The following is a 25002-nucleotide window of genomic DNA, read 5'->3' on the forward strand; positions in this document are numbered from 1 at the left end:
CCCGGGAGGGGGCGGCGCCGTCGGTGTTTCGGTGTGATTGGTGGGGCCGGCTCCCGATCCCTCCCCCCCTGCGGGGGAGGGGTGAGAAGCGGTGCCCTACGGCAGGTGCCGCCGCATCGTGTCCATCCAGTAGCGGTGCTGGATCGCGAAAAGGCCCTCGTCCTCGGTCTTGACCCCGCTCAGGAGCGGTTTCAGCCCGATCGCCTTCGCGCCCTCGTCCGCCCCCTCGATCCAGTGCTTGGCGCCGCGGCAGAGGTCGTTCCACTGCGCCGCACGGCCGCGATAGCCGATCTGGCAGGCGCGAAATTCTTCCAGGTCGTCCGGGGTCGCCATGCCGCTGGCGTTGAAGAAGTCCTCGTACTGGCGGATGCGCCGGGCCCGGGCGTCGGGCGTCTCGCCCTTCGGCGCGATGCAGTAGATCGTCACCTCGGTCTTATCGACGGCGATCGGCCGGTAGGTCCGGATCTGCGACGAGAACTGGTCCATCAGATAGACGTTCGGGTAGAGGCAGAGATTGCGCGAGCGGCTGATCATCCAGTCCGCCATCGCCTGCCCGTGCTGGTCCGCCAGCTCCCCGCGGCGATCCCAGTTCGGCCGGTCCTCCGGGTTCGACCAGGTGGTCCAGAGAAGCAGGTGGCCGTGCTCGAACGAGTAGAACCCGCCGCCCTGCTTGGCCCAGCCGCCCGCATCCATGGCGCGGGTCTTGTCGACGACGTGCGATTCCTTGCGCCGGCTGGTCGTGGCGGCGTAGTTCCAGTGCGTCGCGCTGACGTGGTAGCCGTCGGCGCCGTTCTCGGTCTGGAGCTTCCAGTTGCCGTCATAGACGTAGGTCGAGGAGCCGCGCAGGACTTCCAGCCCGTCCGGCGACTGGTCGACGATCATGTCGATGATCCGCGTCGCCTCGCCGAGATGCTCGGTCAGCGGCTTCACGTCGGGGTTCAGGCTGCCGAACAGGAAGCCGCGATAGTTCTCGAAGCGGGCCACCTTGGTCAGGTCGTGCGAGCCGTCGCGGTTGAAGCTCTCGGGGTAGCCGGCGCCCTCCGGATCCTTCACCTTCAGGAGCTTGCCGCCGTTGCTGAAGGTCCAGCCGTGGAACGGGCAGGTGAAGGTCGCCTTGTTGCCGCGCTTGTGCCGGCACACCATCGCGCCGCGGTGGCTGCAGGCATTGACGAAGGCCTGCAACTCGCCCTTGCGGTTGCGGGTGATCACCACCGGCTGGCGGCCCATGAAGGTGGTGAAGTAGTCGTTCGGGTTCGGGATCTGGCTCTCGTGGGCCATGTAGATCCAGTTGCCCTCGAAGATGTGCTGCATCTCCAGCTCAAAGATGTCGGGATCGGTGAAGATGTCCCGCCGGCAGCGATAGGTGCCGGTCTCGGGGTTCTCCTCGACCGCGCCCTCGACCACCTGATGCAGATCGTCCAGCATGACGTTCTCCCTGCCTGTCCGGCTGTTCCGGGACGAAGGAGGTCGTTGCCGGTCCACGTGCTGCGCGGCCGGCTCGGATCTCTCTCTCGTCTTCACACAGGGTGGCAGGGTGCTCTTCCTGGACTGTCCCGTCCCGAGCCCCGCTCGCGCCCTGAGCGTTTCCTCTTTTTTCAGTTCTAAGGAACGGGCATACCGAGGTCCAAGACCGATTGGGAACAAAACCATTCCTGGGAGGAATGATTGGAGCTGCGCCACCTGCGCTACTTCGTGGCCGTCGCGCGTGAGCAGAGCTTCACCCGCGCGGCCGACCTGATGCACGTCGCCCAGCCGGCGCTCAGCAAGCAGGTGCAGCAATTCGAGGAGGAGTTCGGCCTGGCGCTGATCGAGCGCGGCTCGCGGCCGGTGCGGCTGACCGAGCCGGGCCGGGTGATCTACGAGCAGGCCTTGCAGATCCTGGAGCGCGTCGACGACCTGCGCGAGACCGGCCGCCGCCTGCGCGTCGCCGAGCGCAACAGCTTCCGCATCGGCTTCGTCGCCTCGACGCTCTACGGCCGGCTGCCGGAGATCCTGCGCGGCTACCGGCTGAAGCGCCCGGACGTCGACATGACGCTCCTCGAACTGCTCACCCTGGAGCAGATCGCGGCCTTGAAGGAGGGGCGGATCGATGTCGGCTTCGGCCGGGTCGAGATCGAGGACCCGGCGATCACCCGGGTGCTCCTGCGCAACGAGACGCTGATCGTCGCGGTGCCGATGGCCTGGGACGCCGCGCGCCCGGCGGGCCCCTTGAAGATGGCCGACCTCGCCGATTCGGCGCTGATCCTCTATCCGAAGAGCGCCCGGCCCAACAACGCCGACCGCATCCTGGCGCTGTTTCGCGAGCACGGCGTGCGCCCGCCGGTGATCCACGAGGTGCGCGAGCTCCAGACCGCGCTCGGTCTGGTGGCGGCGGAGGCGGGGGTGTGCGTGGTGCCGGCCTCGATCGAGCGCCTGCGCCGCGACGGCGTCGCCTACCGGCCTCTCGACGAGGAGCGGGCGCTGATCCCGGTGATCATGAGCTACCGCAAGAACGATCCCTCGCCGGAGATCGGGTTGATCCTGCAATGCGTGAAGGAGGATTACGAGCGGGAGGGGTTGGCGTTCGGGGTGTGAGGGTCAGCAGGGTTTCGACTGATATCCGGCTGTCGATGAGCGTCCGTAGGTCCTGCGCGTTCTCCTCTCCCCGCGGGCGGGGAGAGGGGAGACCCGCGCCATTTCCAGAATGTGCGACGGGGGTGCACTCGCCGGTGTGGCTCACCCCATCACCAGCCCACCATCCACGTACAGCACCTGCCCGGTCACGAACCGGCTCTCCTCGCCCGCCAGGAACAGCACCGGCCCGGCCACGTCCTCCGGCGTCGCGAGGCGGCGCAGGGGCGTCTGGGCGATCAGCGCCTCGCGCACCTCTTCCGGCGTGTCCCGGCTCGCCTCCGTGGGGGTGACCAGCCCCGGCGCCACGCAATTGACCCGCACCCCGATCGGCCCCAGCTCGGCCGCGAGGTTGCGGCTGAAGCCGACGAGGGCCGCCTTGGCGGTGGTGTAGTCGTGGTAGGGGATGCTCGGCCGCGCGACGAGGTCGCTCGCCAGGTTGACGATGGCGGCCCCGCTGCGCCGGGTCATCAGCGGAAGCATCGCCTGGATCACAGTGTAGGCCGCCCGCACCGCGCCGTCGAACTGGCGCTGGTAGGAGTCCCACGGCACGTCGCGGAAGCGCACCCGGCGGTCGGGGTCGAAGCGGTACGGCGCGAAGGCGTTGTTGACGACCGCGTCGAGGCGGCCGACCTCCTCGGTGATCCGCGCGGCGAGCCCGGCCACCGCCGCCGGATCGGTCACGTCGGCCGCGACCGTGAGCGCCGGCCCGCCGAGCGCCCGGCACCGCTCCGCCACCGCCTCGGCGGCGGCATGGTTCTCGCGGTAGTTGACGATGACGAGGCCGCCCTCGGCGGCGAAGGCCGTGGCGATCGCCGCGCCGATGCCGCGGCTGGCGCCCGTGACCAGGATCGCGCGGTCGCGGAACCTCACGGGTTGCCCTCCTTCGCCGGAATCAGGTCGCTCTTCACCACCTGGCCCATGTCGAGGGGGCGGGTGACGAGGCCGAGGCTGCGGAACAGGTCGGCGCCCTGCTGGAGGATCGCGGGATCGAAATGGCCCAAGCCTTCGCGCTCGGTGGTGGGCGACACGCTGGACGCATTGCGCAGGCGGATGACCTCGCGGTTGATCGCCTCGTCGCGGCCATTGATCGCCCGCGTGACGGCGAGCCGCGCCGCCTCGTCGGGCTTGGCGATCATCCAGGCGGCGGAATCGCGGTAGGCGGCGAGGAATCGCTTCAGCAGCGGCTTCTTCGCCTCGTAATCCTTGCGGGTCACCACGAAGATGTCGCTCGGGAGGTTCAGGTGGTCGCGCACCGCGATCACGTCGACCTCGCCGAGGCCCTTGGCGCGGCCGACGAGGAGCCCGGTATCGGTGGCGGCCGTCGCGTCGACCTGGCCCTGGATCAGGGGGGCGAAGTTGAGGAGGCCGGTCACCTCGACCGTGACGTCACTCTCCTTCAGCCCGGCGCCGGCGAGCAGCAGGAGCAGGTGCTGGCGCGTGCCGCTCGCCAGGCTGTAGACGCCGACGCGCTTGCCCTTGAGGTCCGCCACCGAGCGGATGCCGCGGGCCTTCGGCGAGACCACGTTGAACACGTTCTGCGGATAGATGTTGTAGATCGCCACCAGGTCCGCCCCCTTGTCGAGGGCGAGGTAGAACGAGGCCGGGTCGGTGAAGGCGATGTCGGCTTGCCCCGAGAGCAACGCCTGGATCGCCGAGCCGCCGCCATTGCCCGGCACGTAGTCGAGGGCGATGCCGCGGGCCTTGAACAACCCGTGATCGGGCTCGGCGAGCAGGTTGGTGATCTCGCTGATCGGCTGGCTCCAGCCGCCGACGGTGACCTTTTCCAGGGGCTGCGCCAGGGCCGGGGAGACGAGCCAGGCGAGGGCGAGGAGGACGAGGAGGCGGAGGGAGCGCATCTTTGTTCAATCTCTGGCGTAGCGGCGCAGGATCACGGCCTCGAGCCCCCGCGCGGCCTCGTAGACAACCATCCCGAGGGCGGTGATGACCACGAAGAGGGCGATGATCAGGCTCGAATCCATCACGCTCTGGGCGGCGATGATCGAGGCGCCGAGTCCCTGGCGCCCGCCGACGAACTCGCCCACCACCGCACCCACGAGGGCGAGCACGATGGCGACGCGGAAGCCCGCCAGGATCACCGGCAGCGAAGCGGGCAGCTTCAGGCGCAGCAGGGTCTGCGCGCGGCTCGCCCCGAGCATCCGGAAGAGCTCGCGCTGCCCGGGCTCGACCTGATCGAGGCCCGTGAGGGTGTTCTCGAAGAGCGGGAAGAAGCAGATCAGTGCGGTGATCACCACGGTCGGCGTCAGCCCGAAGCCGAACCACAGGATCAGGAGCGGCCCCAGCGCCAGCTTCGGCACCAGCTGGCTCGCCAGCACGTAGGGACGCAGCACCCGGTGCAGAGCCGGCGATTCCGACAGCAGGATTCCGGCACCGAGGCCGAGGACGGTGCCGGCGAGGAGGCCGAGCGCCATCTCCGTCACGGTGACGCGCAAGTGCGGCCAGAGCCGGCCGGAGGCGGCCTCGCCCCACAGCGTCCCGGCGACGGCGGAGGGGGCGGGCAGGACGAGGGGTGAGACGCTGCCTGAGCGGCACCACGCCTCCCAGGCGATGAGCAGGGCCGCCAGCAGCAGGGCGGAGGCGAGACGCGTCCTCACGCCGCCCGCCCGATCGCAGGAGACGGGCTGTTCGAGGGAGCGCCGTCCATGATCGCGCGGAGCGAGCGGCAGACCGCCCCGAAGGCGGGCTCGTAGCGGATGCCCGGCGGCCGGGGCCGCGGCAGCGGGACCGCGCCCTCGTGCACCAGGCGCCCGGCCGCCATCACGCCGACCCGGTCGCCGAGATAGGCCGCCTCGGCGATGTCGTGGGTGACGAAGAGCGCCGCGGTGCCGCGGGACGTGCAGAGGCGCAGGAGGTCCTCTTGCAACTCCTCGCGGGTCAGCGCGTCGAGGGCGGCGAAGGGCTCGTCGAGGAGGAGCAAGCTCGGCTCCGTCACCAGCGCCCGGGCCATCGCGACCCGGCTCTGCTGCCCGCCCGACAGGGCGGCGGGGCGGCGCTCGGTCAGGTCGCCGAGGCCCATCGCGGCGAGGAGGTCGCGGGCGGCCTCCCGGTCGGGGGCTTGAGGCCGGCGCTTGAGCGAGACCGGCAGCAGCACGTTGTCGAGGGCGGAGAGCCAGGCGAGCAGGGTCGGGGCCTGGAACACGAAGCCGACCTTTTCGGGCGGGCCGCTCACCCCCGTCCCGTCGATCCGCACCGTGCCGGCATCCGGTGCCAGCAGCCCGGCGGCGAGCTTGAGCAGGGTGGTCTTGCCGCAGCCGCTGCGGCCGAGCAGGCAGTGGATCGCCCCGCGGGGGATCGCCCAGTCGACGCCGGCGACGGTGTCGGTTGGATCGCCGGGGAAGCGGTAGCGCACGCCGGCGAGGGAGAGATACGGATCAGTCGGCATAGGGCGCGAAGCCTTCCGCCGCGGCCTCGGCGCTCGCCTCGATCTCCGTCATCGTGACGAGGTCGAGCAGGCTGAAGCGGCCGTCATGGTGCCAGCCGGCCTCCGGCGCGGTCATGCGGCCGAGGGCGGCGATCCGGGTGAGGCCGACCGCGGCCAGATCCTCCGCCAGGCGGAACAGCGTGGCGGGGGCCGCCGCGATCCCGGCGCTCTGGAGATACGCGCGGTGCGGCGCCACCAGGGCCGGCACGTCCGCGAGAGCGTCGACCGCCACCACGGCCACGCTGCGGTTGAGGCCGGACGGGCTCAAGCCCGTGGCGGCGTCGAGCAGCACGACGCTCCACGGATCGGCCGGATCGCCCAGCAGCGTCGCTTCCCCGTCGAGGGCCCGCATCTCGTGGGCGCTCCGCCAGGCCGCGATGGACGCGGCCTCGCCCGGATCGAGGCGCCGGCGCGGGTGGCGGCTCGCCAGGGCGGCGAGTCCATGGGCGAGGTGGCGGGCGAACTCGTCCGGCGCGACCGGACCGCCGCGCTCGACGAACAGCATCTGCGGTGCGTAGCAGCCCTGCTGCTCGTAGCGCACGATGTCCTGGGCGGCGAGGCGCGCGAGGGTGCCGGCGCGGCGGCTGTCCAGGGCCTCGCGGGCGATCATCGCGAAGCCGATGCGGTGGCCGTGCGGCAGGAACCGGGTGGTGACCGGCACCTTGGCGCGCAAAGCCGTCAGGGTCTCGTTGCCGCCATAGGCCATGACGCAATCGGCCTGCGCGAGGAAGGTGGCCTCGGTCCCGCCGGCGCCGCCCTTCCACCAGGTGACCGCCAGGCACTCGCCGAGTTCGGGATCGGTCTCCGCGATCAGGTGCGCGAACCAGCCCGCGGTCAGCGGCTCGGCCGAGGCGAGCTTGCCGATCGTGCCGGCCTTGACCAGCAACCCCGAGACGAGGCTCCAGAGCGGCAGGGCCGGGACGTTGCCGGCCCAGACATGCAGCAGCAGGTCGGGCCCCCGCGCCCGCACGAACCCGCCCTTCACCGCCGGCTGGAAGCCGTCGAGCACGCCGGGATTCGAAAAATCCTCGGCGAGGAACCGCAGCAGCTGCGGCCGCCGAAAGGTTTTCAGGTAGCTCGTCAGGCCGAGCCGCACCGTCTCGCGGTCGTAGCCGGTGACGACCGGCAGGAGCGCCTCCGCCTTCCGGCGCAACGGGTGGGCGCGGTCGAGCAGGCAGGCGCTCGCCCGGTCGATCGCCTCGACGATCCGGACGGTCTCCATCCGCCGCAGGGTCTCGCGGGCTCGGGCGCGGACATGCCCGCACAGGGCCTTCGCCTGATCCTCCCGGAGGTCCGGCAGCGCCACCCCGACGGTCTCGCCCCAGGCGCGGTGCTCGACGACGCGCCGGCCGACCGCCTCGGCCGGGAGGCCCGGGAGGTGCCCGGCCTGCTCCAGGATCCTCATCCCTGCGCGGCAGCCAGGAATTCGGCCACCGCGACCGAGCAGCCGCGCGACGCCGCGCCCTCGACCCGGCCGAGCAGCCGGAAGCCGCCCGGCGCGATCACGCCGGCATCCTCGGTCAGGATCGCCGAGACGGAATTGAAGTGGGCGAGGTCGTGGTGGACCAGCACGCCGGTCTCGCCCTCGGGCAGGTCCTGCCCGGTCAGCGGGTCGACGACGCGGCTGCGGATCCAGTGCGGGCCGGACTTCACCGGCGGACAGACCGCGTTGCCGTCGTCGTAGAATTGGGTGCTCAGTTCGGTCATGCCGTACATGTTGAGGCATTCGCTCCGCGGAACCCCGAAAGCTGCCGAGAGCCCGTCGTAGAACGCGTCCGGCTCGATCTCGCGCGACTGGCCCTTGAAGCCGCCGGTGTCGAAGAGGAAGCTCCCCGCCGGCAGGGCGAAGCGGCGGCCCCGCTCCGCCAGCGCGTCCATCACCGGCACGAAGGCGTAGGTGGCGCCCAAAAGCGCGAGGGGTTCGCCCGCGGCCTCGGCCTCGGCGAGGAATGTCAGCAGCGCGTCGAGGGCGAGCCCCCCGGGTCCGACGAAGACGGCGCTGTCCTCCGTGCCGAAATGGTCCTTCGCCAGCGCCAGGTAATGGGCGAGGGAGGAATGCGGGAGCGCCGCCTCGTCCGGAAACAGAATGCCCATCCGGATCGTCTGGCGCCCGCGCATGATCCGGGCGGCGAAGCCCGCGAGCATCGAGCGGTCGTAGACTGCGAGCGTCGGGTGGTAGCTGCGGCCCCGCCCGCTCCCGGTCGTGCCGCTCGTCATGAACACCCGTTCGGCCTCGTCGGGCGGGCAGCAGCTCAAGGTGAGATCCTTGAACGCCTTGATCGGCACCGCCGGGATGTCGCGCCAGCGCCGGACCGTCAGCGGCGTGCGCCCGCGCTGTTGCGCGAAGCGGCGATAGGGCGCGTTGTGGGCGAACTGATAGGCGAAGAGCCGCAGGGCCAGCGCCTCGAACTCCGCTTCGGTCGCGCTTGGGCGCCCGATGAAATCGAGGAGGGCCTCGACGATCTCCGCTTGCGACATGACGGCCACCTCGCGCCCATCCCGGGCGACGGCCAGTCCGGCGGAGATCATGCGCGAAAAGACGGCTGTGAGGGCCTTGCCCTCGCCGGTCCCGCATCCCTACGCCGGCATGACCCGGATCAGGTTCATAGGGTCACCGCGGCGCCCGGACGGGTCCGGACCGGCGGAATCTCAGCCTCCTCACGAGGCCCCCCTGGGAGCCGAAGACACTGGGGGGTGCGGGGGCGGGTGTCAAGTTGCGCTCAAGGGCGCGCCAACCCCTCGGCGAGCCGCCGGAACGCCTCGAGCGCCTTGCCCAGCGTCGCCTCCGGCTCCCGCGACGCCGCGACCCAGAGGGCCGCGTGGAGCGAGGCGCCGTTGAGGAGCCGCGCGGCAGCTTCCGCGTCCACCGGGGGGATCGCCCCGTCCGCGACGAGGGTCTGGATGCGCCGGGTCGTCTCGGCGAGGCAGGCATTCTGGCTCGGCCACAGCGACGGATCGCCGAGGACCGCCGGGCCGTCGAGGAGCAGGATGCGCTGGATCTCCGGCTCCAGCGCCATCTCGATATAGGCCCGGTACTCGTCGAGGAGGCCGCGCCACGGGTGAGAGGCCCGCTCGCCGACCGCGCGCAGGCGCGCCGCCATCTCGGCGTCGATCCGGTCGATCACCGCCTGGAGCAGCCCCTTCTTGTCGCCGAAATTGTGATAGAGCGCACCCCGCGTCAGCCCGGCCGCGGCGGTCAGCTCGTCCATCGAGGCGGCCGCATAGCCCTTCCGCGCGAAGGCCTCCCGGGCTGTCCGGATGAGCTTGTCCTTCGTCTCTTCCATCATCTGCGCGCGTCGTCCGGCCACCTCGACCCACCCTCATTGGCATACGCAGCGCATGTGAATTGACATACGCTGCGTATCCGTGCTCTCTCACATACGTCCCGTATATCAACTTGAGGACCGAGGGAGCAATTCATGGCGCAGGCTCAGACCGACGTTCCGGCGCGGCGCATGCGCGACGCCGTCTTTCCGCCCGGCCGGCAGGCCCTCTACGAGCGGCACCGCTACTCGGCCGCGATCCGCTCCGGCGACCTGCTGTTCGTCTCCGGCCAGGTCGGCAGCCGCGAGGACGGCTCGCCGGAACCCGACTTCGCGGCTCAGGTCGCCCTGGCGTTCACCCGGCTCGCGGCGGTGCTGGAAGCGGCGGGCTGCACCTTCGACGACGTCGTCGACGTGACGACCTTCCACACCGACCCGGCGGCGCAGCTCGACACCGTGATGCGGGTGCGTGACGGCGTGGTCGGCGAGGCGCCCTATCCGAACTGGACCGCGGTCGGCGTGACCTGGCTCGCGGGGTTCGACTTCGAGATCAAGGCGATCGCGCGGATCCCGGCCGGCGGGTGAGCGCTCGCGCCGAGGGCGGCCGGGAGACGCGCCGCCCCGGTCCTGGCGTCCGCCATCATCACGGGGGCGCGAACGGGCACTCGGCGATGATCTTGATGATCTTCGCGAGCCGGTTCTCCGCCGCGTCCTCCGTCTTTTCCCGAGCCGACTTTTTCCCGGGGGCGACTTGGCCGCCTTCTCCCTCGGTGCCTCGGACGGGCTCGACACGCCGATGTCCTGCATCGCCCGCCCGATCGCTTGCCGGACCTCGGCGGACGTGAAGCTCTTCGAGCGCATCTTGGGCGCCAGCACCTCTACGCCGTCGTAGGTGCGGCCGACCGTCTTGCCGCTGCGGGTTGAACGACTGCGAGATGTCCTCGTCGTCGCCGGCACGCGGGACACGCGACAGGGCGGCAGGCCTGACTCGCGACGTGACGTTAGCGCTGCCCGCTCCGACTGTCACCAGCGTGTCGATCGCCGGCAGTCCTAGGAATTTCAGTCGCTCTCCCAAAGATGACGGAGGCGAAGACGGAGAGATTGGCTTACAATCCACGACGAAGCCGCTGCCAACACATCGGGTACTGATCATGATTTGAAAATTTCTAGAAGTAAAAATGTCAAAACATCATATTTAATAATTAACATCATAAATCTTGTAAATCTGCAGTAAATAAATTATAAAATGAATGTTCGTGCCGTTTCGTAGCCATTAATCATGATTTCTTGAACAGAGATCATGGAATTTTGTGTCATAGTCACATGATTCGAGGTGAGAATCCTAGTCAAGGGCGCCATCGTGCCAGACTTTCGAGGCTCGATGATGGCCGGGAATGTCCCCGGCGGGAGTTTCCGGCTGGAATTCGGCTTCGCGCCTTCGCCGCCCGTCCCCGGCATCGAGTCGCGCGGCGCTGCCGGAACCTCGCTCGGTGCGCCGCGCTATCCCGGTCGATCGGCCGGGTCCTCGAGGGCTCCGGCGGCCTATTTCGGGACCTCATCCATGCCGCAGATATCGACGCCGGTCTGGCTCATCACCGGCTGCTCCACCGGGTTCGGGCGCGAACTGGCCAAGCTGGTCCTCGCCCGCGGCTGGCGTGCGGTGGTCACGGCGCGCGACGCCGCCCGGGTCGCCGACCTCGCGGCGGGGGCGGAGGACCGGGTGCTGGCGCTGCCCCTCGACGTGACGAAGCCCGATCAAGTCGCGGCGGCGGTGGCCGGCGCTCAGGAGCGGTTCGGCCGCATCGACGTCCTCGTCAACAATGCCGGCTACGGCTACCAGGCCTCGGTCGAGGAGGGCGAGGAGGAGAAGATCCGCGCCCAGTTCGACGCCAACGTGTTCGGACTGTTCGCCCTCACCCGCGCGGTGCTGCCGGTGATGCGGGCGCAACGGAGCGGGCACATCATCAACATCACCTCGGTCGCCGGGCTGATCGGGTTTCCCGGCTCGGGCTACTACGCGGCGAGCAAGCACGCGGTCGAGGGCTGGTCGGACGCGCTGGCGGCGGAGGTCGGACCCCTGGGGCTGCGGGTCACCTGCGTCGAGCCTGGGCCGTTCCGCACCGACTGGGCCGGCCGCTCCCTCGTCCAGACCCCGAGCCGGATCGCCGACTACGCCGAGACCGCCGGCGCCCGCCTCAAGGCCACCGCCGAGAACAGCGGGACCCAGGCCGGCGACCCGGTCCGCGCCGCCGAGGCGATGATCCGGGTGACCGAGAGCGCGTCGCCGCCGCGCCACCTGGTGCTCGGCGCCTGGGGCTTCGAGGCCGTGACCGAGCGGATGCGGGCGCGGCTGAAGGAGATCGAGGCGTCGGAGGCGGTGAGCCGCGGGGCGGATTTTCCCGCGGAAAGCTGAGCGGTTCAGCCTCGAACCGCATCCGCCCGCGGCACCCCGGCCCCCGCCCGCACGAACGGGCTGTCCGGAACCCGCGGCGCGAACCGGAACAGCCCGGCAGGCGCCACGTCCTCCAGTTCTCCCGCCGCCAGGTCGCGGGCGATCACCACCACGAACGGCGCCGCGCCCTCGCCCGGCCGGCCGAAGGGGCGGGGACGCGAGAACAGCGTGCCGACGCTCTCGACCAGCAGGGGACGATCCGACTCGACGACCCGCACCAGGCCCTTGAGGCGCAAGAGCCGCTCGCCGAGTTGGCCCGCGAGGTTGTCGAGCCAGGCCGCCAGATCGTCGTAGGGGAGGGGAGCGGTGGGCCGGGCGAGCCAGATCGCGACGCGGGGATGGGCGCCGGCGGGTTCCGCCTGGAGCAGCGCCGGATCGAGGCCGGCGCCGGGCAAAGGCGCGAAGGCGGCCGACACCGCGGCTTCGCGGTCGGGATCGGCCACGATCTCGGCGAGTGGGTTCAGGCCCGCGACCTCGGCCCTGGCCTGCGCGGGCCGGCCAAGGGGCGCGGCGTCGAGCTTGGTCAGCACGATGCGGTGCGCCGCGGCCCATTGCGCCGCAGCCTCCTCGAAGGCGGAGGTCTCAGGACCGCGGAGCGCATCGTAGGTGGCGAGGACCGAGACCCGCATGGGAAAGCCGGCGAGGCTCGCGAGCTGGCGCAGGACCGGTCCGGGCTTCGACAGCCCGCTCGTCTCCAGCACGATCCGTCGGAGCGGCCCCGAGGCCTCCGGCCGCTCGGCGGCGAGCAGCGCCTCGACGGTGCGGGCGAGGTCGCTCGTCATCTGGCAGCAGACGCAGCCATTCGCCAGCATCGTCATCGGCACCTCACCCCCGCTCTCGCGCAGGATCAGCCCGTCGAGGCCGATCTCGCCGGCCTCGTTGACGATGATCGCGGTGTCGGCCGCCTCGGGGAGGGCGAGGTAGTCGCGCAGCAGCGTCGTCTTGCCCGAGCCGAGGAAGCCGGTGAGGACGACGAAGTCGAGGCTATCGGTCACGGTGCCGCCTGCTGCGGTGCCGCGTACTTGCTCGGCACCGCCTCGTCCCAGGTCGCCTTGACCAGCTCGCGCACGTCGGCGAGCAGCTCGGCGGTGTCGTAGATCACCCCGTCCTTGATCGTGTACTTGAGACCCCGGTGCCAGGTGGCGCCGTTCGTCGCCTCGTCGAGGCGCAGCGCCCCCGTGCCGTAGAGCAGCTTGAAGTCGGTCAGCGGGTTGTGGTCGTGGACCAGGAGGTCGGCGCGCTTGCCGACCTCGACGGTGCCGATCTCGTCCTCGAGCCCGCACAGGGCCGCTCCTTGCGAGGTCGCTGCGCGCACGACTTCCAGCGGGTGGAAGCCCGCCTCCTGCAACAATTCCAGCTCGCGGATGTAGCCGAAGCCGAAGATCTGGTAGATGAAGCCCGAATCCGAGCCGGCGCAGACCCGGCCGCCGCGGTTCTTGTACTCGTTGATGAAGGCCATCCAGAGCCGGTAGTTCTCCTTCCACTCGATCTCGTTCTGAGTCGACCAGCGATACCAGTACGAGCCGTGGCCGCCACGCTGTGGGGTGAAGTAGTCCCACATCGACTTCCAGGTGTAGTCCTTGTGCCAGTCGGCCTGGCGCGCCCGCATCAGGTCGCGGTTGGCATCATAGATCGTGAAGGTCGGCACGAAAGTGAAGCCGAGCTCCAGGAAGCGCTCCAGGGTCTCGTTCCATTTCCTGGAGCCGGGCTCCGCGCCCTGGCGGAACATCTGGCCGGAGACCGAGAAGCGGAAATACTCGTCGTTGTAGTCGTAATCGAGCGGGAAGTTCTGCACCACCCTGTCCTCGAACAGGGCCTCGGGCAGGCCGTAATAATGCTCGGCGCTGGTGAGGCCCCAGCCGGCGGTGGTCAGCGCGTTCATCCGCGTCACCGCCATCTGGGCATGGTGGCAACCCGATTTCAGCCCGAGCTTGCGGCACTCGTCGAGGGCCGCCTCCATGATGGCGGGCGGCGCGCCGAAGAACTTCACCCCGTCGGCACCGCGCTCCTTGAGCTTGCGCAGCCACGCCCGTCCCTCCTCGGGGGTGTGGATCAGCTTCAGCATGTCGTTGACGGCCGGGAAGTAGCTGTAGGCCAGGAGCCGCGGCGCCGCGATCTCGTTGGCCTCGGCGCGCTTCTTCTGGTCGAGCATCCAGTCGAGGCCGTTGAACGAGCCCATCTCGCGCACCGTGGTGACGCCGTGGGCGAGCCAGAGCTTGTAGACGTACTCGACCGGCGGCACCCAGCCGTTGGCGGCATGATACGCGACGCCCGCATGCGCATGGCAATCGACGAAGCCCGGCGTCACCCACTTGCCGCGGCAATCGATCTCGTGGTCGCCGGGCGCCGGCCGGTTGACGCTCGTCGCGAGGTTGCCCGTGACCTTCTTGAGCTGCACGATGCGGCCGTTCTCGACCACGATGTCGGTCGGGCCGATCGGCGGCGCGCCGGTGCCGTCGATGACGGTGGCGCCCCGCAGCACCAGGCGCTTGTGCGGCCCGATCCCGCGGTCGCGGGAGGTCGACGGGACGAGGGGCGGCTGGCCGGCCTTGGCCCGTTCGGCGGCGAGTTCGTTGCCGGCGAGAATCGGGGCGTCGCTCATGGTGTCCTCCCGTGTTCTTGTTTCTGTCAGCGGGCGTAGCGGCGGCCGAGGAGCGCGGTGCCCAGTGCCGTCAGGACCAAGGTCGCGGCGAGCAGGATGAAGGCGAGGGCGGCGCCGAACGGCCAGTTCATGCCCTTCGAGAACTGGTCGTAGACGGCGGGCGCCATCATCTTGAACTGCGAGCCGCCGAGCAGCACCGCGGTCGCGTAGGTGTTCATGCACAGGATGAAGACGAGGACGCAGCCCGCCACCGTGCCGGGCAAGGCCAGCGGCCACACCACCCGGCGGAACACCGTGAAGGCGCCGGCCCCCAGATTCGCCGCCGCCTCCTCCACCGCCCGCGGGATGCTCTCGATCACCGAGGACAGGGTCAGGATCATGTAGGGCAGCACGACCGCGATCGTGCCGATCGCGACCGCGCCGGGCGTGTAGATCAGTTGCAGCGGCGCCGAGGTGACGTGCAGGCCCCGCAAGGTGGCGTTGATGAGCCCGTCATTGCCGAGGAGCCCGAGCCAGCCCGCCGCCCGCACGACGTTGCCGACGAGGAGCGGGATCAGGGTCAGGACGGTGACGAGGCTCTTCCACCGGCTCTCCATCCGGGCGAGCCGGTAGGCGGCCGGGAAGCCGAGGGCCAGGGTCAGTGCCGTGCAGGCGAAGGCCATCACCAGCGTCGTGCCCATCACGCTGCGGTAATACGGATCGGCCACGGCGTTGAGGTAGTTCTGCGCCGTCGTCGCCTCGATCATCAGCTGCGTCGCGCTGTACTGATTGAGCGAGATGCGCGCGAGCAGCACCATCGGGCCGACCAGCAGCGCGGCGACGACGAGAACGGCCGGCAGGATGAGGGCGAACACGGCGGACCTTTGGATTGGGGATTTCTTGGTTGCGGACGGGATCGGGGTTGGCACCCACCTCTCCACCGCACAGGGTCATCCCGGGGGCCGCGCAGCGGGCTCGGAATGATCCCGGCGGTCCGGGAAAACTCTCGGACAAGGCTCAGGCGCGGGTCTCCCCTCTCCCAGACGGGAGGGGGGAGACCCGCGTTAGGCTTGTCTCGGCATGTCGCCAGAAAGCCCCGAGGAAGACTGGTCGACAGCCTACCCCTTGAATTCCTTGTTCCAGAAATCCGTGAACGCCGCCTGCTGCTGTTGCATCGTGGCGTAGTCGAGCGGCCGGAGCTTGGCCTGCTGCGCCTCCGTCAGGCTGATCTGCTTGGCCAGATCCTCCGGCAGCTTGGCGTCCTTGACGGTCGGCACGTAGCCCATCTTCTGGGCGAAGGCGACTTGCGCCTTCGGGTCGAGCATGGCGTTCAGGTACTTGAAGGCGCTGTCCTTGGCCCGCGAGTTCTTCGGCACGCCGGCCTCGAACAGGATCGGCAGCGCGCCCTCCTCCGGCACCGCCATCTCGACCGGGATGCCGGCCTGCTTCCACATGAAGCCGCGGGCGAGCCACATCATCGAGATCCACACCTCCTCGGACTTCAGGGCCGCGGCCAAGGTCTCGTTCGACGGATAGACCTTCGGCGACAGCTTCTTGAGGTCCATCAGGGCCGCCTGGCCCTTGGTGAAGTCGGTGGGCGTGCCGCCGGCCCCGATATTGGCGCCGGCCATGTTGAAGTTCCAGAGAATGTCCGAGAACCCGACCCGGCCCTTGTATTTGGGATCGAAGATGTCGGCGTAGCGGGTCGGCGGGGTGGTGACCTTGCTCGGGTTGTAGAGCACGACCAGCGCCGAGTAGATGTGCGGGATCGAGTGCGGCTTGCGGAAGACGTCGATCACCTGCGACAGGCGCGGCACCTCGGCGGCCGGCACGGTCTCCAGCACGCCGAGCTGGCTCAGCATGTAGCTGTCGATGTCGTTGATGCAGGCGACGTCCATGCTGGCGCGGCGGCTGGTGCGCTCGGCGATCAGCTTGGTGCGGCGCGGATCCTGGTTGGCGATGTCCTGCGAGACCTCGATGCCCTGCGGCTTCATCAGCGGGACGTCGATGTTCTGCTGCAGGAGCGCGCCGTAATCGCCGCCCCAGGTGCCGACGACGATCGGGGCGGCTTCGGCCCGGGCGGGGAGGGTGCCGGCGAGGCCGAGGGCGGCGCTGCTGGCGATGAGGGAGCGACGGGTGATCATCGGGCGGGGCTCTCTGCTGCGGGCATGACGCGGGACGCGTCGGGGATGGGAATGACGCGGGCAGCGTCGGGAGTCCAAGTGATGCGGACAGGATCGCCGGCCACGAGGCGGCGGCGGGGATCGTCGGGGAGCGGCGTCGGGCTCACCGCGACGATCGGCTCGCCGGCGAGATCGAGGTGATACTCGGTGCGGGCGCCCAGATAGGTGACGGCCCTGAGCCGGCCGGTGCCGGCGGGATCGGGCGCGACCTCGATCCGCTCCGGCCGGATCGCCAGCTGGCCGCCCTTGGCGAGATCGCTCCTGGCGGTCGCGTCGGGCGCGCACGGCACGGCGGCGCCGCTCGCCAGGCGAAACACGCCGGCGCCCTCGCGCGCGCCGTCGAGCAGGTTGCAGCGCCCGACGAAGCCGGCGACGAACGTGTTGGCCGGGCGCTCGTAGAGGTCTTCCGCGCTGCCGACCTGGAGCACGCGGCCATGCTCCATCACCACCAGCCGGTCGGCCATGGCCAGGGCCTCGTCCTGGTCGTGGGTGACCATCAGGGTGGTGAGGCCGAGGCGCTTCTGCAATTCGCGGATCTCGAGCCCGACCTCGGAGCGCAGCTTCGCGTCGAGGTTCGACAGGGGTTCGTCGAGGAGGAACACCGCCGGGCTCACCACCAGCGCCCGGGCCAGAGCGACGCGCTGCTGCTGCCCGCCGGAGAGCTGGCGCGGCAGCCGGTCGGCCAGCGCGTCGAGGCGCACCAGCCGCAGGGCCTCGGCGATGCGCCGGTCGCGCTCGGCCCGACCCACCTTCCGCATCTCCAGCCCGAAGCCGACATTGTCGGCGACGCTCATATGCGGGAACAGCGCGTAGGACTGGAACACCATGCCGGTGTCGCGGGCATATGGCGGCAGCCGCGTCACGTCGCGCCCGCCGATCACGACGCGGCCGGCCGTGGGTTCGATGAAGCCCGCGACCATCCGGAGCGTCGTGGTCTTGCCGCAGCCGGAGGGGCCGAGCAAAGCCACGAGCTCGCCCTGGCGGATGTCGAGATCGACGCCGGCGACCGCGATCGCCTCGCCGTAGCGCTTGGTGACGCCGTCGAGCTGGAGGGTGCCCATCAGACGATCCGCGACAGCTTCACGAAGCGGTCGGTGACCAGCATCAGGATCGTCACCATCAGAATCTGCGCGGTCGCGACGGCGGCCAGAGTCGGGTCCATTCGGAATTCCAGGTAGCTCAGCATGGCGACGGGCAGGGTGGTGCGCCCCGGGCCGACGAGGAGGAGGTTGAGCTCGAGGTTCTCGAAGCTCGCCACGAAGGAGAACAGGGCCGCCGCCACGATGCCGGGCCGCAGCATCGGCAGGGTGATGCGGCGGAACACCGTGAGCGGCCGGGCGCCGAGATTGGCCGCCGCCTCTTCCGCCGAGCGGTCGAGTCCGGCGAGGCTCGCGGTGACGAGGCGCACCGTCCAGGGGATGGTGATGAGGACGTTGGCGGCGACGAGGCCGCCCAGCGTCGCCTTGATGTCCATGTCGAGCCAGTCCTCGGCCCGCAGGTAGAACATGTAGAGGGCCGAGCCCGCGACGATCGCCGGCACCGCCAGCGGTGCGAGCAGGAAGGTGTTGATGAGCCCGCGCCCGGGGATGTTCGCCCGCACCAGCGCGAGCGCCGCGGCGGTGCCGAGCGGCACGCCGATGGCGGTGGCGGCCAGCGCGATCTGGAGCGAGGTGAGGAAGCCGCGGGCGAAGTCGCGCTGCGCCCAGGCATTGAGGTACCAGCGCCAGGTGAGGCCCTCCGGCGGGAAGGTGACGATCTCCTGGTCGAAGAACGAGGTGACGATCACCATCACGATCGGGGCGAACACGACCGCGTAGGCCAGGATGACGGCCGCCAGGACGGCGAGGCGGCCGAGCCGGGCCGAGAGGCCGGGCGCGGCGGGCGAGAGGGTGGCGGCACTCATGCGGTTCACGGCTTCGAGGTGACGAGAGCTGACCTATTTGTAGGACAGGTGTCTGCCCTTTTGGCAAGACGGGTGGTCGCCCGATCGGCGAGAGAGGTGTTGGCAAGAGGGGTGTTGGCAAGAGAGGTGCCAAGCTCGGGCGCGGCCACGCCGCCCTCTCGCGAGAAGCGCGGACCTGCGAAGGCCGCGTCGCCCGCCGGCCCGCTGATCAGCTGCGGCAGCACCGCCTTCCAGGCCTCGATCAGATCGCGAAAATACTCCGGATCCGGCCGCAGCACCGTCTGCACGCCCATGCCGCGCAACAGGTTCACCGTGAGATTGAGGATGATCCGGGCCTCCCGCGGCGGCCGGGCCTCGGCATCGCAGAACTCGACCCAGATCGCATCGAGGGCGGCGTGGAAGCGCTGCACCACCGGGATCAGGCTCTCGCGCAAGGCCGCATCGGTGCGGGATTCGGTGATCAGCTCCATCGAGACCTGGAAGAACCGGCCGGAGAAGAGCGGCCACAGGAAGTCGACGAAGTCGGCGAGCGGCAGCGCCCCCGTGCGCACGTCCTGCGACACCGCCCTGATCTCGGCGGTGCCGTCGTCGAGCAGGGTTTCGAGCGCCGCGCGCACGAGATCGGACCGGCTCGGGAAGTGGTGCAGCAGCGCCCCGCGGGAGACCTGCGCCCGCTCGGCGATCCGGTGCGTCGTGGCGGCGTGGTAGCCGACGGCATGGATCTCGTCGATCGTCGCGCGCACCAGCCGCTCGCGGGTCGCGAGGCTGCGCGCCTGCTGCGGGCGTCCGGTCTGCGTCACCGTTCCTCCGGGTTCTGCTGCCTGATAAAAAAACAAGCTTGCCTGTTTTTTTCTCGCTGTCCAGTGTGCCGTGGACGCCTCGCGCCCGGCCTTCCGGGTTCGCCTCGGCAATTGAAGGAACCGCCCGCATGAGCGCCGACCTCGTCCTGTTCCGCAACGCCAGGATCCTCGACGGCACCCACGACACCGCGCTCGACGGCTACGACGTCCTGGTCGAGGGCGGCACCATCCGGGAGGTCTCGGACCGGCCGCTCACCGCGTCGTCGGCCCGGGTGATCGACCTTGCCGGCCGCACGCTGATGCCGGGTCTGATCGATTGCCACGTCCACGTCATCGCGACGATCCCCGATCTCGGCGCCAATGCCGACCTGCCGGATTCCCTGGTGGCGCTCCGCACCGCCAAGATCATGCGCGGCATGCTGATGCGCGGCTTCACCACCGTGCGCGACCTCGGCGGCGCCGATCACGGGCTGGTGATGGCGGTGCGGGAAGGGCTGATCGACGGCCCGCGCCTCGTGATCTGCGGCAAGGCGCTGTCGCAGACCGGCGGCCACACCGATTACCGCGGCCGCTATCACGCCCGGGACGTGAGCCACTACGCCACCAAGCTCGGCGCCATGGGCCGGGTCTGCGACGGCGTCGACGCGGTGCGCCGCGTCGCCCGCGAGGAGATCAAGGCCGGAGCCGACTTCATCAAGATCATGGCCAATGGCGGCGTGTCGTCGCCCACCGACCCGATCGCGTTCCTGGGCTACTCGGTCGAGGAGCTGCGGGCGATCGTCGAGGAGGCGAGCAACGCCCAGACCTACGTCGCCGCCCATCTCTACACCGATGCGGCGATCCGCCGGGCGGTCGAGTGCGGGGTGATCTCGGTCGAGCACGGCAACCTGGTGACGCCCGAGACCGCGCGGCTGATCCGCGACAAGGGCGCCTACGTGGTGCCGACCAACGTCACCTTCGACGCCCTCGCCAAGGAGGGCGCGGGCTTAGGCCTGCCGCCGGCCTCGGTGGCCAAGATCGAGGACGTGCGCGAGGCGGGGCTCGCCGCCCTCGAGATCCTGCGCGACGCCGGCGTGATGATGGCCTACGGCACCGACCTGCTGGGCGAGATGCACCGCCACCAGTCGGAGGAATTCGTGATCCGCGGCCGCTGCCTGCCGGCGATCGAGGTGATCCGCTCGGCCACGGTCAACGCCGCCAAGGTGGTGCGCCTGGAGGGCAAGGCCGGCGTGGTGGCCCCGGGCGCCTTCGCCGACCTGATCGTGGTCGACGGCGATCCGCTCTCCGACCTCTCGCTCCTCACAGGCCAGGGCCGGCACATGCGGGCGATCATGATCGACGGGCGGTTCGTGAAGGACGAGCTGGCGGCGTAGGGTGTCGTGACCGCGCGCGGTCTGCGTTCCGCGGTCTTCGCGCGATCAGCGCCAGTCGAGAGAGATCAGGGGTCCCTCTCCGATGCGGGCATAACTCTCCCGGGGAGAAGCCTGGACAAAAATGGCGCCAGTCTTCTCCTCTCCCCGTGGGCGGGGAGAGGAGGTACCCGCGCTCGATCAGGCCGGCATCCCGGAAGCGCCGTTCACCCCTTCGCCCGCACCACCCGTGCCCCGGCCGCCTCCGCTTCCGCGCATTGCGCGTCGGTGGCGCCGGCATCGGTCACCAGGGTCCAGCGGCGCGGCAGGGGCGCCCAGGCTCCCTGCGTCGCGCGGCCGAGCTTGGAGGAATCCATCAGCACCACGGTTTCGGCCGCCTGTTCCATCATCAGCGACTTGAGGGCGATCTGCTCGATCGCCGCCTCGCACAGGCCGCGGCCCGCGACGAAGCCGTCGCCGCTCACCACCGCCTTGTCGGCGGTGAGACGGCGCAAGGAGGCCTCCGCCAGGGGGCCCATCGTGCTCATGCTGCCGGGCCGCACCGCGCCGCCGAGCACCGTCAGGCTGAGGCCGGGCGCGCCGGCGAGCACGCTCACGAGCGGCAGGTTGTTGGTGATGATCGCGTGGCGCCGCCCGGCGAGTCCGGCCCCGAAGGCCGCCACCGTCGAGCCGCCGTCGAGGATCAGGATGTCGTCGTCAGTGAGCAGGGCCAGGGCGGCCCTGGCGATGGCAGCCTTCTCGGGCCGGGCCTGCGTCTCGCGCTCCGGCAGGCTGGCCTCCGGCAGCGGGTGGGCGATCACCGCGCCGCCATAGGTGCGCCGAATCGCCTTGTCCGTCGCCAGCTGCTGGAGGTCGCGCCGGATCGTCGAGGCGGAGACGCCGAAGCGCTCCGCCAGCTCCTCGACCACGACCTCGCCGGCCTGGAGCGCCTCCAGCAGCAGCGGGTGCCGGTGCCGGCCGCGGGTCATGGCGCTCAGACCGCCCGGCGCGGGGCGAGATCCACTGCCTGGCGCAGGGCCTCGACCAGCGAGCCCGCATCGGCGATGCCCTTGCCGGCGATGTCGAAGGCGGTGCCGTGGTCGACCGAGGTGCGGATCACCGGCAGCCCGACGGTGATGTTCACCCCGGCCTCCAGCCCCAGCACCTTGATCGGGCCGTGGCCCTGGTCGTGGTACATCGCCACCACGATGTCGTAGTCGCCGCGGCCGGCGAGGAAGAACAGGGTGTCGGCGGGGAGCGGCCCCTCGACCCGCCAGCCTTTCGCCTGGCAGGCCTGGACCGCGGGCGTGATCTTCTCGGCCTCCTCGCCGCGACCGAACAGGCCGTTCTCGCCGGCATGGGGGTTGATGGCGCAGACGCCGATCCGCGGATTCGCGATCCCGGCCTTGACCAGGGTGTCGTGGCCCCGCGCGATCACCCGCTCGACCAGGCCCGGCTCGATCCGCGCGATGGCGTCGATCAGCCCGATATGGGTCGTGACGTGGATCACCCGGAGCTTGGGCGAGACCAGCATCATCGAGACTTCCGGCGTGCCGGTCAGCTCGGCGAGAAGCTCCGTGTGGCCCGGATACTTGTGCCCTGCGGCGTGCAGGGCCTCCTTGCTCAAGGGCGCCGTGCAGATCGCGGCGGCCTGGCCGGCCTGGACGATCTGGACCGCCCGCTCGATGTAGCGGAACGCCGCCTCGCCGGAGACCGGCGAGACGCGGCCGAACGGGTGGCCCGGCGGGATCAGCGCCAGGTCGATGCACGCGACGGTGCCGGGGGCGAACGACGCCTCCTCCGGCGAGGCGATCGCCTGGACCGCGAGGTCCGAGCCGACGATGCTTCCTGCCTCGCGCAGGCGCTCGGCATCGCCGACGACCAGCGGCCGACACATCGCCGCGACCTCGGGCAGGGCCAGCGCCTTCATGATGATCTCGGGCCCGATGCCGGAGGCATCGCCCATGGTGATCGCGATGGTCGGTCGGCTCATGTCGGAGAACCCTGGTTTCGAATGGCCCGGAGGTGATGGACGGCGCGCAGGAGCGTGTCCGCATGGCCGAAGGCGCCGGCCTTGGTGACGATCGGCACCTCGAGGGCGCCGCGCGTCAGGCCGAGGGAGACGCCGGGCTCGATCTCGTCGATCAGCCGCAATCCGTCGACCCCGAGATGCGCGAGCAACGCCGCCGCGGTCTCGCCGCCCGTCGCCACGAGCCCGCCGAGATGGGCCGCGACGGGCGCCAGCAGCGCGCCGAGGGCATCGGCGAGACGGGCACCCATCGAGAGATCCGGCGCCTCGCCCATCGCCACTTCGACCAGCACGTCGTCCCCGGCGCTCAGCCCCGCGACCACGGCGTCGCGGCAGCGTGCCCGCTCGGCCTCGTCCGCCTGAAGCAGCATGTCCGGCGTGACCGGGACGTGGCGCAGGCGCGTCTCCCCGACGAGCCGGCGCGCGGCGGCGCGAGAGGCGGCGGCGAGGCTCCCGACCACCACGAGGGTGCCGCCCGGGCCGGCCGGGATTCTCTGCGCCGGGGCAGCCGGCCCCGCTTCCTGCATGGCCAGCGCATGGGCGAGGCCGGCGCTGCCGATCCAGACCAGGCCCTCCTGCGCGTCGAGCGCCCGGCCGGCTTCGGCGATCCGCGCGAGGTCGTCGTCCGATTCCGCGTCGAGCACCGCGACCGCTCCCGCCCGCGACGCCGCGATCAGCGCCGTGCGCAAGGGCTCGACGCCGGCCCGGACGGTCGCGAGGGCGATCGTCGCGCTCGGCAGGCCGGCCTCCTCCAGCATCGTGGGCAGCGCGCCGGTCGCGTAGCTGTGGTCCCGGCGCCAGAGTTCGGTCTCCTCCAGGGGCTGGCCCTCGACCAGGATCCTGCCGGCCATCGTGGTCCGGCCGGTCGCCGGGAAGGCCGGCGCCAGGATCCCGAAGGCCGCGCCCTCGCGCCGGCGCAGGCGCTCGAGGGTGGCGGCGAGTTCCGCCCCCGGCTGTCCGCGCAGGGTCGAGTCGATCTTCTTGAACACCGATCGGCCCGGATGGTGCAGCCGGTCGAGGAGGGCGGCGTGGCGCGCCGCCGCCGCCTCCGGGCCGAGCTGGCGGCTGTCGGCGTCGTGCGAGACGACGTCTTCCTCCGTCCCGGATTCTTGAACCCCGGATTCTTGCGCCCCGGATTCTTGCGCCCCGGACCCCGCCTCGCCCCACTGCACGCGGGCCGAGCGGCCGCGGCGGGCGAAGGCGATGGCGCAGTCGGCCGCGCCGGTGAGGTCGTCGGCGAGGATGAGCCAGCGGCGCGCCACGATCACGCCTGCTTGGCCAGATGCGGGGCCGCGTGCGGGGCCCCGGGGGCTGATTCCGACGCGGCGTCCTCTTCCGTCCGCTCGCCGAAATGCCGGGCGGTCCAGGCGGTGGCGAGCGGCGTGAGGATGGCGGTGACCACCACGGTCGCGGCCACCAGCACCGTCGCGGGGGCGGCGGCGTCGGCATAGGCCGGGTTGGCGGCGGCGATGATCGCCGGGACCGCGGCGGCGTTGCCGGCGGTCGAGGAGGCGGCGACGCCGGCCACCCCGGTGCCGCCGGTGAGCCGGTCGGCGAGGAAGAGCGGGATGCCGGTCACGACCACCACCGCGACGCCGAGGCCGAGGCCGAGCAGCCCCGCCTGCCAGATCTTGGTCAGGTCGAGCCCGGTGCCGAGGGCGAAGGCGAAGAACGGGATCATCACCGGCACGGCGCGGCCGAGGAAGTCGCGCATCTCCCGGTCGAGGTTGCCCAGGATCATGCCGACGAGGAGCGGCAGGATGCTGCCGACCATCGTCTGCCACGGGAAGGCCGACAGGCCGGCGACGCCGAGCGTCACCATGGTGAGGAAGGGGCCGGATTCGAGGCACATGATCGTGTAGGCACCGACGTCCCGCGGCCGACCGTACTGGCCCATCAGCGCCATGTAGAGGCCGCCATTGGTGTCGTTCATGGCCGCCACGATCGCCAGCGTCGAGAGCCCGGCGAACAGCCCGCCGGCGACCGGCGCCTCGCCGATCAGGCGGCCGAAGATCACCCCGAGGATCATCGCGATGCCGACCTTCACGACGAGCAGCGTACCGCCCTTCTTGACGATGTAGGGCGTCGCGCGGAAGTCGATGCTCGCCCCCATGCAGACGTAGAACACCGCCAGGATCGGCAGCGCGCCGGTGAACAGCGCGCCGGTGAACGAGCCGAACACCTTCGGGGTCGCCGGGAACAGGGTGGCGATCACCGCGCCGACGAGCAGCGGCACCACCATCATCCCGCCCGGTACGCGCTCGATCGCGCGCTTGATCCGGACCTCGCCCATCCGTAGCCCCGCCATGCGTTCCTCCTTTGCGCGGATCGCGCAGGAGATTGCGCGATTGACCGACTGTTAGCGCTCGAAGAGCGCAAAATTCGGCGCA

23 protein-coding genes and 1 riboswitch are annotated in these 25002 nt (G+C 70.6%); of the genes, 4 read left to right on the forward strand and 19 right to left on the reverse strand.

Annotated features, from left to right (window positions below):
- Positions 1-96: 96 nt before the first annotated feature.
- A complete protein-coding gene (benA, locus tag DA075_RS16985; protein ID WP_099954243.1) occupies positions 97-1425 on the reverse strand; it encodes a benzoate 1,2-dioxygenase large subunit in 1329 nt (442 codons plus the stop codon).
- A 240-nt stretch (positions 1426-1665) separates the two neighbouring features.
- Between benA and DA075_RS16990 the strand changes: the two genes are divergently transcribed.
- Positions 1666-2574, forward strand: coding sequence for a LysR family transcriptional regulator (locus tag DA075_RS16990; protein WP_099954244.1), 909 nt, complete (start codon positions 1666-1668; stop codon positions 2572-2574).
- Positions 2575-2715: 141 nt separating this feature from the next.
- Here DA075_RS16990 and DA075_RS16995 read toward each other — a convergent pair whose 3' ends face one another.
- The 7 genes from DA075_RS16995 to DA075_RS17025 all read right to left on the reverse strand — a co-directional run bounded on the left by DA075_RS16995 (position 2716) and on the right by DA075_RS17025 (position 9339).
- Positions 2716-3483: an SDR family oxidoreductase gene (locus tag DA075_RS16995; RefSeq protein WP_099954245.1), complete on the reverse strand. Its 768-nt coding sequence runs from the start codon at positions 3481-3483 to the stop codon at positions 2716-2718.
- Positions 3480-4469, reverse strand: coding sequence for an ABC transporter substrate-binding protein (locus DA075_RS17000; protein WP_099954246.1), 990 nt, complete (start codon positions 4467-4469; stop codon positions 3480-3482). The genes DA075_RS16995 and DA075_RS17000 overlap by 4 nt, the downstream gene beginning before the upstream one ends.
- A 6-nt stretch (positions 4470-4475) precedes the next feature.
- Entirely contained in the window at positions 4476-5225 is a 750-nt protein-coding gene (locus DA075_RS17005; RefSeq protein ID WP_099954247.1) for an ABC transporter permease, read from the reverse strand.
- The gene (locus DA075_RS17010; protein ID WP_099954248.1) at positions 5222-6013 is read right to left on the reverse strand and encodes an ABC transporter ATP-binding protein; all 792 of its coding nucleotides are present in this window, start codon (positions 6011-6013) and stop codon (positions 5222-5224) included. The genes DA075_RS17005 and DA075_RS17010 overlap by 4 nt, the downstream gene beginning before the upstream one ends.
- Positions 6003-7457 carry an acyl-CoA reductase gene (locus DA075_RS17015; protein WP_099954249.1) on the reverse strand — a complete coding sequence of 485 codons (1455 nt, stop codon included), beginning with the start codon at positions 7455-7457 and terminating at the stop codon, positions 6003-6005. The genes DA075_RS17010 and DA075_RS17015 overlap by 11 nt, the downstream gene beginning before the upstream one ends.
- Positions 7454-8581, reverse strand: coding sequence for a LuxE/PaaK family acyltransferase (locus tag DA075_RS17020; protein ID WP_210206988.1), 1128 nt, complete (start codon positions 8579-8581; stop codon positions 7454-7456). Before DA075_RS17020 ends, DA075_RS17015 begins: the two co-directional genes overlap by 4 nt.
- Positions 8582-8609: 28 nt before the next feature.
- Positions 8610-8735: riboswitch (TPP riboswitch) on the reverse strand.
- Positions 8736-8772: 37 nt separating this feature from the next.
- A complete protein-coding gene (locus DA075_RS17025; RefSeq protein WP_244936167.1) occupies positions 8773-9339 on the reverse strand; it encodes a TetR/AcrR family transcriptional regulator in 567 nt (188 codons plus the stop codon).
- 132 nt (positions 9340-9471) lie between these two features.
- Between DA075_RS17025 and DA075_RS17030 the strand changes: the two genes are divergently transcribed.
- Positions 9472-9900: a RidA family protein gene (locus tag DA075_RS17030; protein WP_232387983.1), complete on the forward strand. Its 429-nt coding sequence runs from the start codon at positions 9472-9474 to the stop codon at positions 9898-9900.
- Between the two features lie 976 nt (positions 9901-10876).
- The gene (locus DA075_RS17035) at positions 10877-11728 is read left to right on the forward strand and encodes an oxidoreductase (RefSeq protein WP_099956645.1); all 852 of its coding nucleotides are present in this window, start codon (positions 10877-10879) and stop codon (positions 11726-11728) included.
- A gap of 5 nt (positions 11729-11733) precedes the next feature.
- Here DA075_RS17035 and DA075_RS17040 read toward each other — a convergent pair whose 3' ends face one another.
- The 7 genes from DA075_RS17040 to DA075_RS17070 form a co-directional block, all read right to left on the reverse strand.
- On the reverse strand, positions 11734-12762 hold the full coding sequence (locus tag DA075_RS17040; RefSeq protein ID WP_099954250.1) for a CobW family GTP-binding protein: 1029 nt from the start codon (positions 12760-12762) through the stop codon (positions 11734-11736).
- Positions 12759-14369: an amidohydrolase family protein gene (locus DA075_RS17045; RefSeq protein ID WP_099954251.1), complete on the reverse strand. Its 1611-nt coding sequence runs from the start codon at positions 14367-14369 to the stop codon at positions 12759-12761. The genes DA075_RS17040 and DA075_RS17045 overlap by 4 nt, the downstream gene beginning before the upstream one ends.
- A 26-nt stretch (positions 14370-14395) precedes the next feature.
- Positions 14396-15223, reverse strand: coding sequence for an ABC transporter permease (locus tag DA075_RS17050; protein WP_099954252.1), 828 nt, complete (start codon positions 15221-15223; stop codon positions 14396-14398).
- Positions 15224-15466: 243 nt separating this feature from the next.
- Positions 15467-16492: an extracellular solute-binding protein gene (locus DA075_RS17055; protein ID WP_099954253.1), complete on the reverse strand. Its 1026-nt coding sequence runs from the start codon at positions 16490-16492 to the stop codon at positions 15467-15469.
- Positions 16489-17592, reverse strand: a complete 1104-nt coding sequence (locus DA075_RS17060) for an ABC transporter ATP-binding protein (protein WP_099954254.1) — start codon at positions 17590-17592, stop codon at positions 16489-16491. The genes DA075_RS17055 and DA075_RS17060 overlap by 4 nt, the downstream gene beginning before the upstream one ends.
- Positions 17592-18434 (reverse strand): ABC transporter permease, encoded by an 843-nt coding sequence (locus DA075_RS17065; protein WP_099954255.1) that lies wholly within the window; start codon positions 18432-18434, stop codon positions 17592-17594. The genes DA075_RS17060 and DA075_RS17065 overlap by 1 nt, the downstream gene beginning before the upstream one ends.
- Positions 18435-18439: 5 nt before the next feature.
- The gene (locus DA075_RS17070; protein WP_099954256.1) at positions 18440-19234 is read right to left on the reverse strand and encodes a TetR/AcrR family transcriptional regulator; all 795 of its coding nucleotides are present in this window, start codon (positions 19232-19234) and stop codon (positions 18440-18442) included.
- 128 nt (positions 19235-19362) lie between these two features.
- On the opposite strand from DA075_RS17070, the gene DA075_RS17075 reads away from it, so the two are divergent.
- Positions 19363-20607 (forward strand): metal-dependent hydrolase family protein, encoded by a 1245-nt coding sequence (locus DA075_RS17075; protein WP_099954257.1) that lies wholly within the window; start codon positions 19363-19365, stop codon positions 20605-20607.
- A 203-nt stretch (positions 20608-20810) separates the two neighbouring features.
- Here DA075_RS17075 and DA075_RS17080 read toward each other — a convergent pair whose 3' ends face one another.
- Genes DA075_RS17080 through DA075_RS17095 form a run of 4 tightly spaced genes read right to left on the reverse strand, consistent with a single transcriptional unit; the run spans position 20811 to position 24920 of the window.
- Positions 20811-21572 carry a DeoR/GlpR family DNA-binding transcription regulator gene (locus tag DA075_RS17080; RefSeq protein WP_099954258.1) on the reverse strand — a complete coding sequence of 254 codons (762 nt, stop codon included), beginning with the start codon at positions 21570-21572 and terminating at the stop codon, positions 20811-20813.
- Positions 21573-21577: 5 nt separating this feature from the next.
- The gene (gene pdxA, locus DA075_RS17085) at positions 21578-22576 is read right to left on the reverse strand and encodes a 4-hydroxythreonine-4-phosphate dehydrogenase PdxA (protein WP_099954259.1); all 999 of its coding nucleotides are present in this window, start codon (positions 22574-22576) and stop codon (positions 21578-21580) included.
- Positions 22573-23874, reverse strand: a complete 1302-nt coding sequence (locus DA075_RS17090) for a four-carbon acid sugar kinase family protein (RefSeq protein ID WP_099956646.1) — start codon at positions 23872-23874, stop codon at positions 22573-22575. Before DA075_RS17090 ends, pdxA begins: the two co-directional genes overlap by 4 nt.
- Positions 23875-23876: 2 nt before the next feature.
- Entirely contained in the window at positions 23877-24920 is a 1044-nt protein-coding gene (locus tag DA075_RS17095) for a 2-keto-3-deoxygluconate permease (protein ID WP_244936169.1), read from the reverse strand.
- Positions 24921-25002 lie beyond the last annotated feature (82 nt).

The sequence above is a fragment of the Methylobacterium currus genome, from assembly GCF_003058325.1.
Lineage (GTDB): Bacteria > Pseudomonadota > Alphaproteobacteria > Rhizobiales > Beijerinckiaceae > Methylobacterium > Methylobacterium currus.

Bases quoted from the DNA above. Each gene is read 5' to 3' on its own strand.
- DA075_RS17025 (WP_244936167.1), bottom strand. From the start codon at position 9,339: ATGATGGAAGAGACGAAGGACAAGCTCATCCGGACAGCCCGGGAGGCC.
- DA075_RS17080 (WP_099954258.1), bottom strand. From the start codon at position 21,572: ATGACCCGCGGCCGGCACCGGCACCCGCTGCTGCTGGAGGCGCTCCAG.
- DA075_RS17000 (WP_099954246.1), bottom strand. From the start codon at position 4,469: ATGCGCTCCCTCCGCCTCCTCGTCCTCCTCGCCCTCGCCTGGCTCGTC.
- DA075_RS17055 (WP_099954253.1), bottom strand. From the start codon at position 16,492: ATGATCACCCGTCGCTCCCTCATCGCCAGCAGCGCCGCCCTCGGCCTC.
- DA075_RS17020 (WP_210206988.1), bottom strand. From the start codon at position 8,581: ATGATCTCCGCCGGACTGGCCGTCGCCCGGGATGGGCGCGAGGTGGCC.
- pdxA (WP_099954259.1), bottom strand. From the start codon at position 22,576: ATGAGCCGACCGACCATCGCGATCACCATGGGCGATGCCTCCGGCATC.
- DA075_RS17065 (WP_099954255.1), bottom strand. From the start codon at position 18,434: ATGAGTGCCGCCACCCTCTCGCCCGCCGCGCCCGGCCTCTCGGCCCGG.
- DA075_RS17030 (WP_232387983.1), top strand. From the start codon at position 9,472: ATGGCGCAGGCTCAGACCGACGTTCCGGCGCGGCGCATGCGCGACGCC.
- benA (WP_099954243.1), bottom strand. From the start codon at position 1,425: ATGCTGGACGATCTGCATCAGGTGGTCGAGGGCGCGGTCGAGGAGAAC.
- DA075_RS17010 (WP_099954248.1), bottom strand. From the start codon at position 6,013: ATGCCGACTGATCCGTATCTCTCCCTCGCCGGCGTGCGCTACCGCTTC.
- DA075_RS17060 (WP_099954254.1), bottom strand. From the start codon at position 17,592: ATGGGCACCCTCCAGCTCGACGGCGTCACCAAGCGCTACGGCGAGGCG.
- DA075_RS17045 (WP_099954251.1), bottom strand. From the start codon at position 14,369: ATGAGCGACGCCCCGATTCTCGCCGGCAACGAACTCGCCGCCGAACGG.
- DA075_RS17075 (WP_099954257.1), top strand. From the start codon at position 19,363: ATGAGCGCCGACCTCGTCCTGTTCCGCAACGCCAGGATCCTCGACGGC.
- DA075_RS17035 (WP_099956645.1), top strand. From the start codon at position 10,877: ATGCCGCAGATATCGACGCCGGTCTGGCTCATCACCGGCTGCTCCACC.
- DA075_RS17015 (WP_099954249.1), bottom strand. From the start codon at position 7,457: ATGAGGATCCTGGAGCAGGCCGGGCACCTCCCGGGCCTCCCGGCCGAG.
- DA075_RS17095 (WP_244936169.1), bottom strand. From the start codon at position 24,920: ATGGCGGGGCTACGGATGGGCGAGGTCCGGATCAAGCGCGCGATCGAG.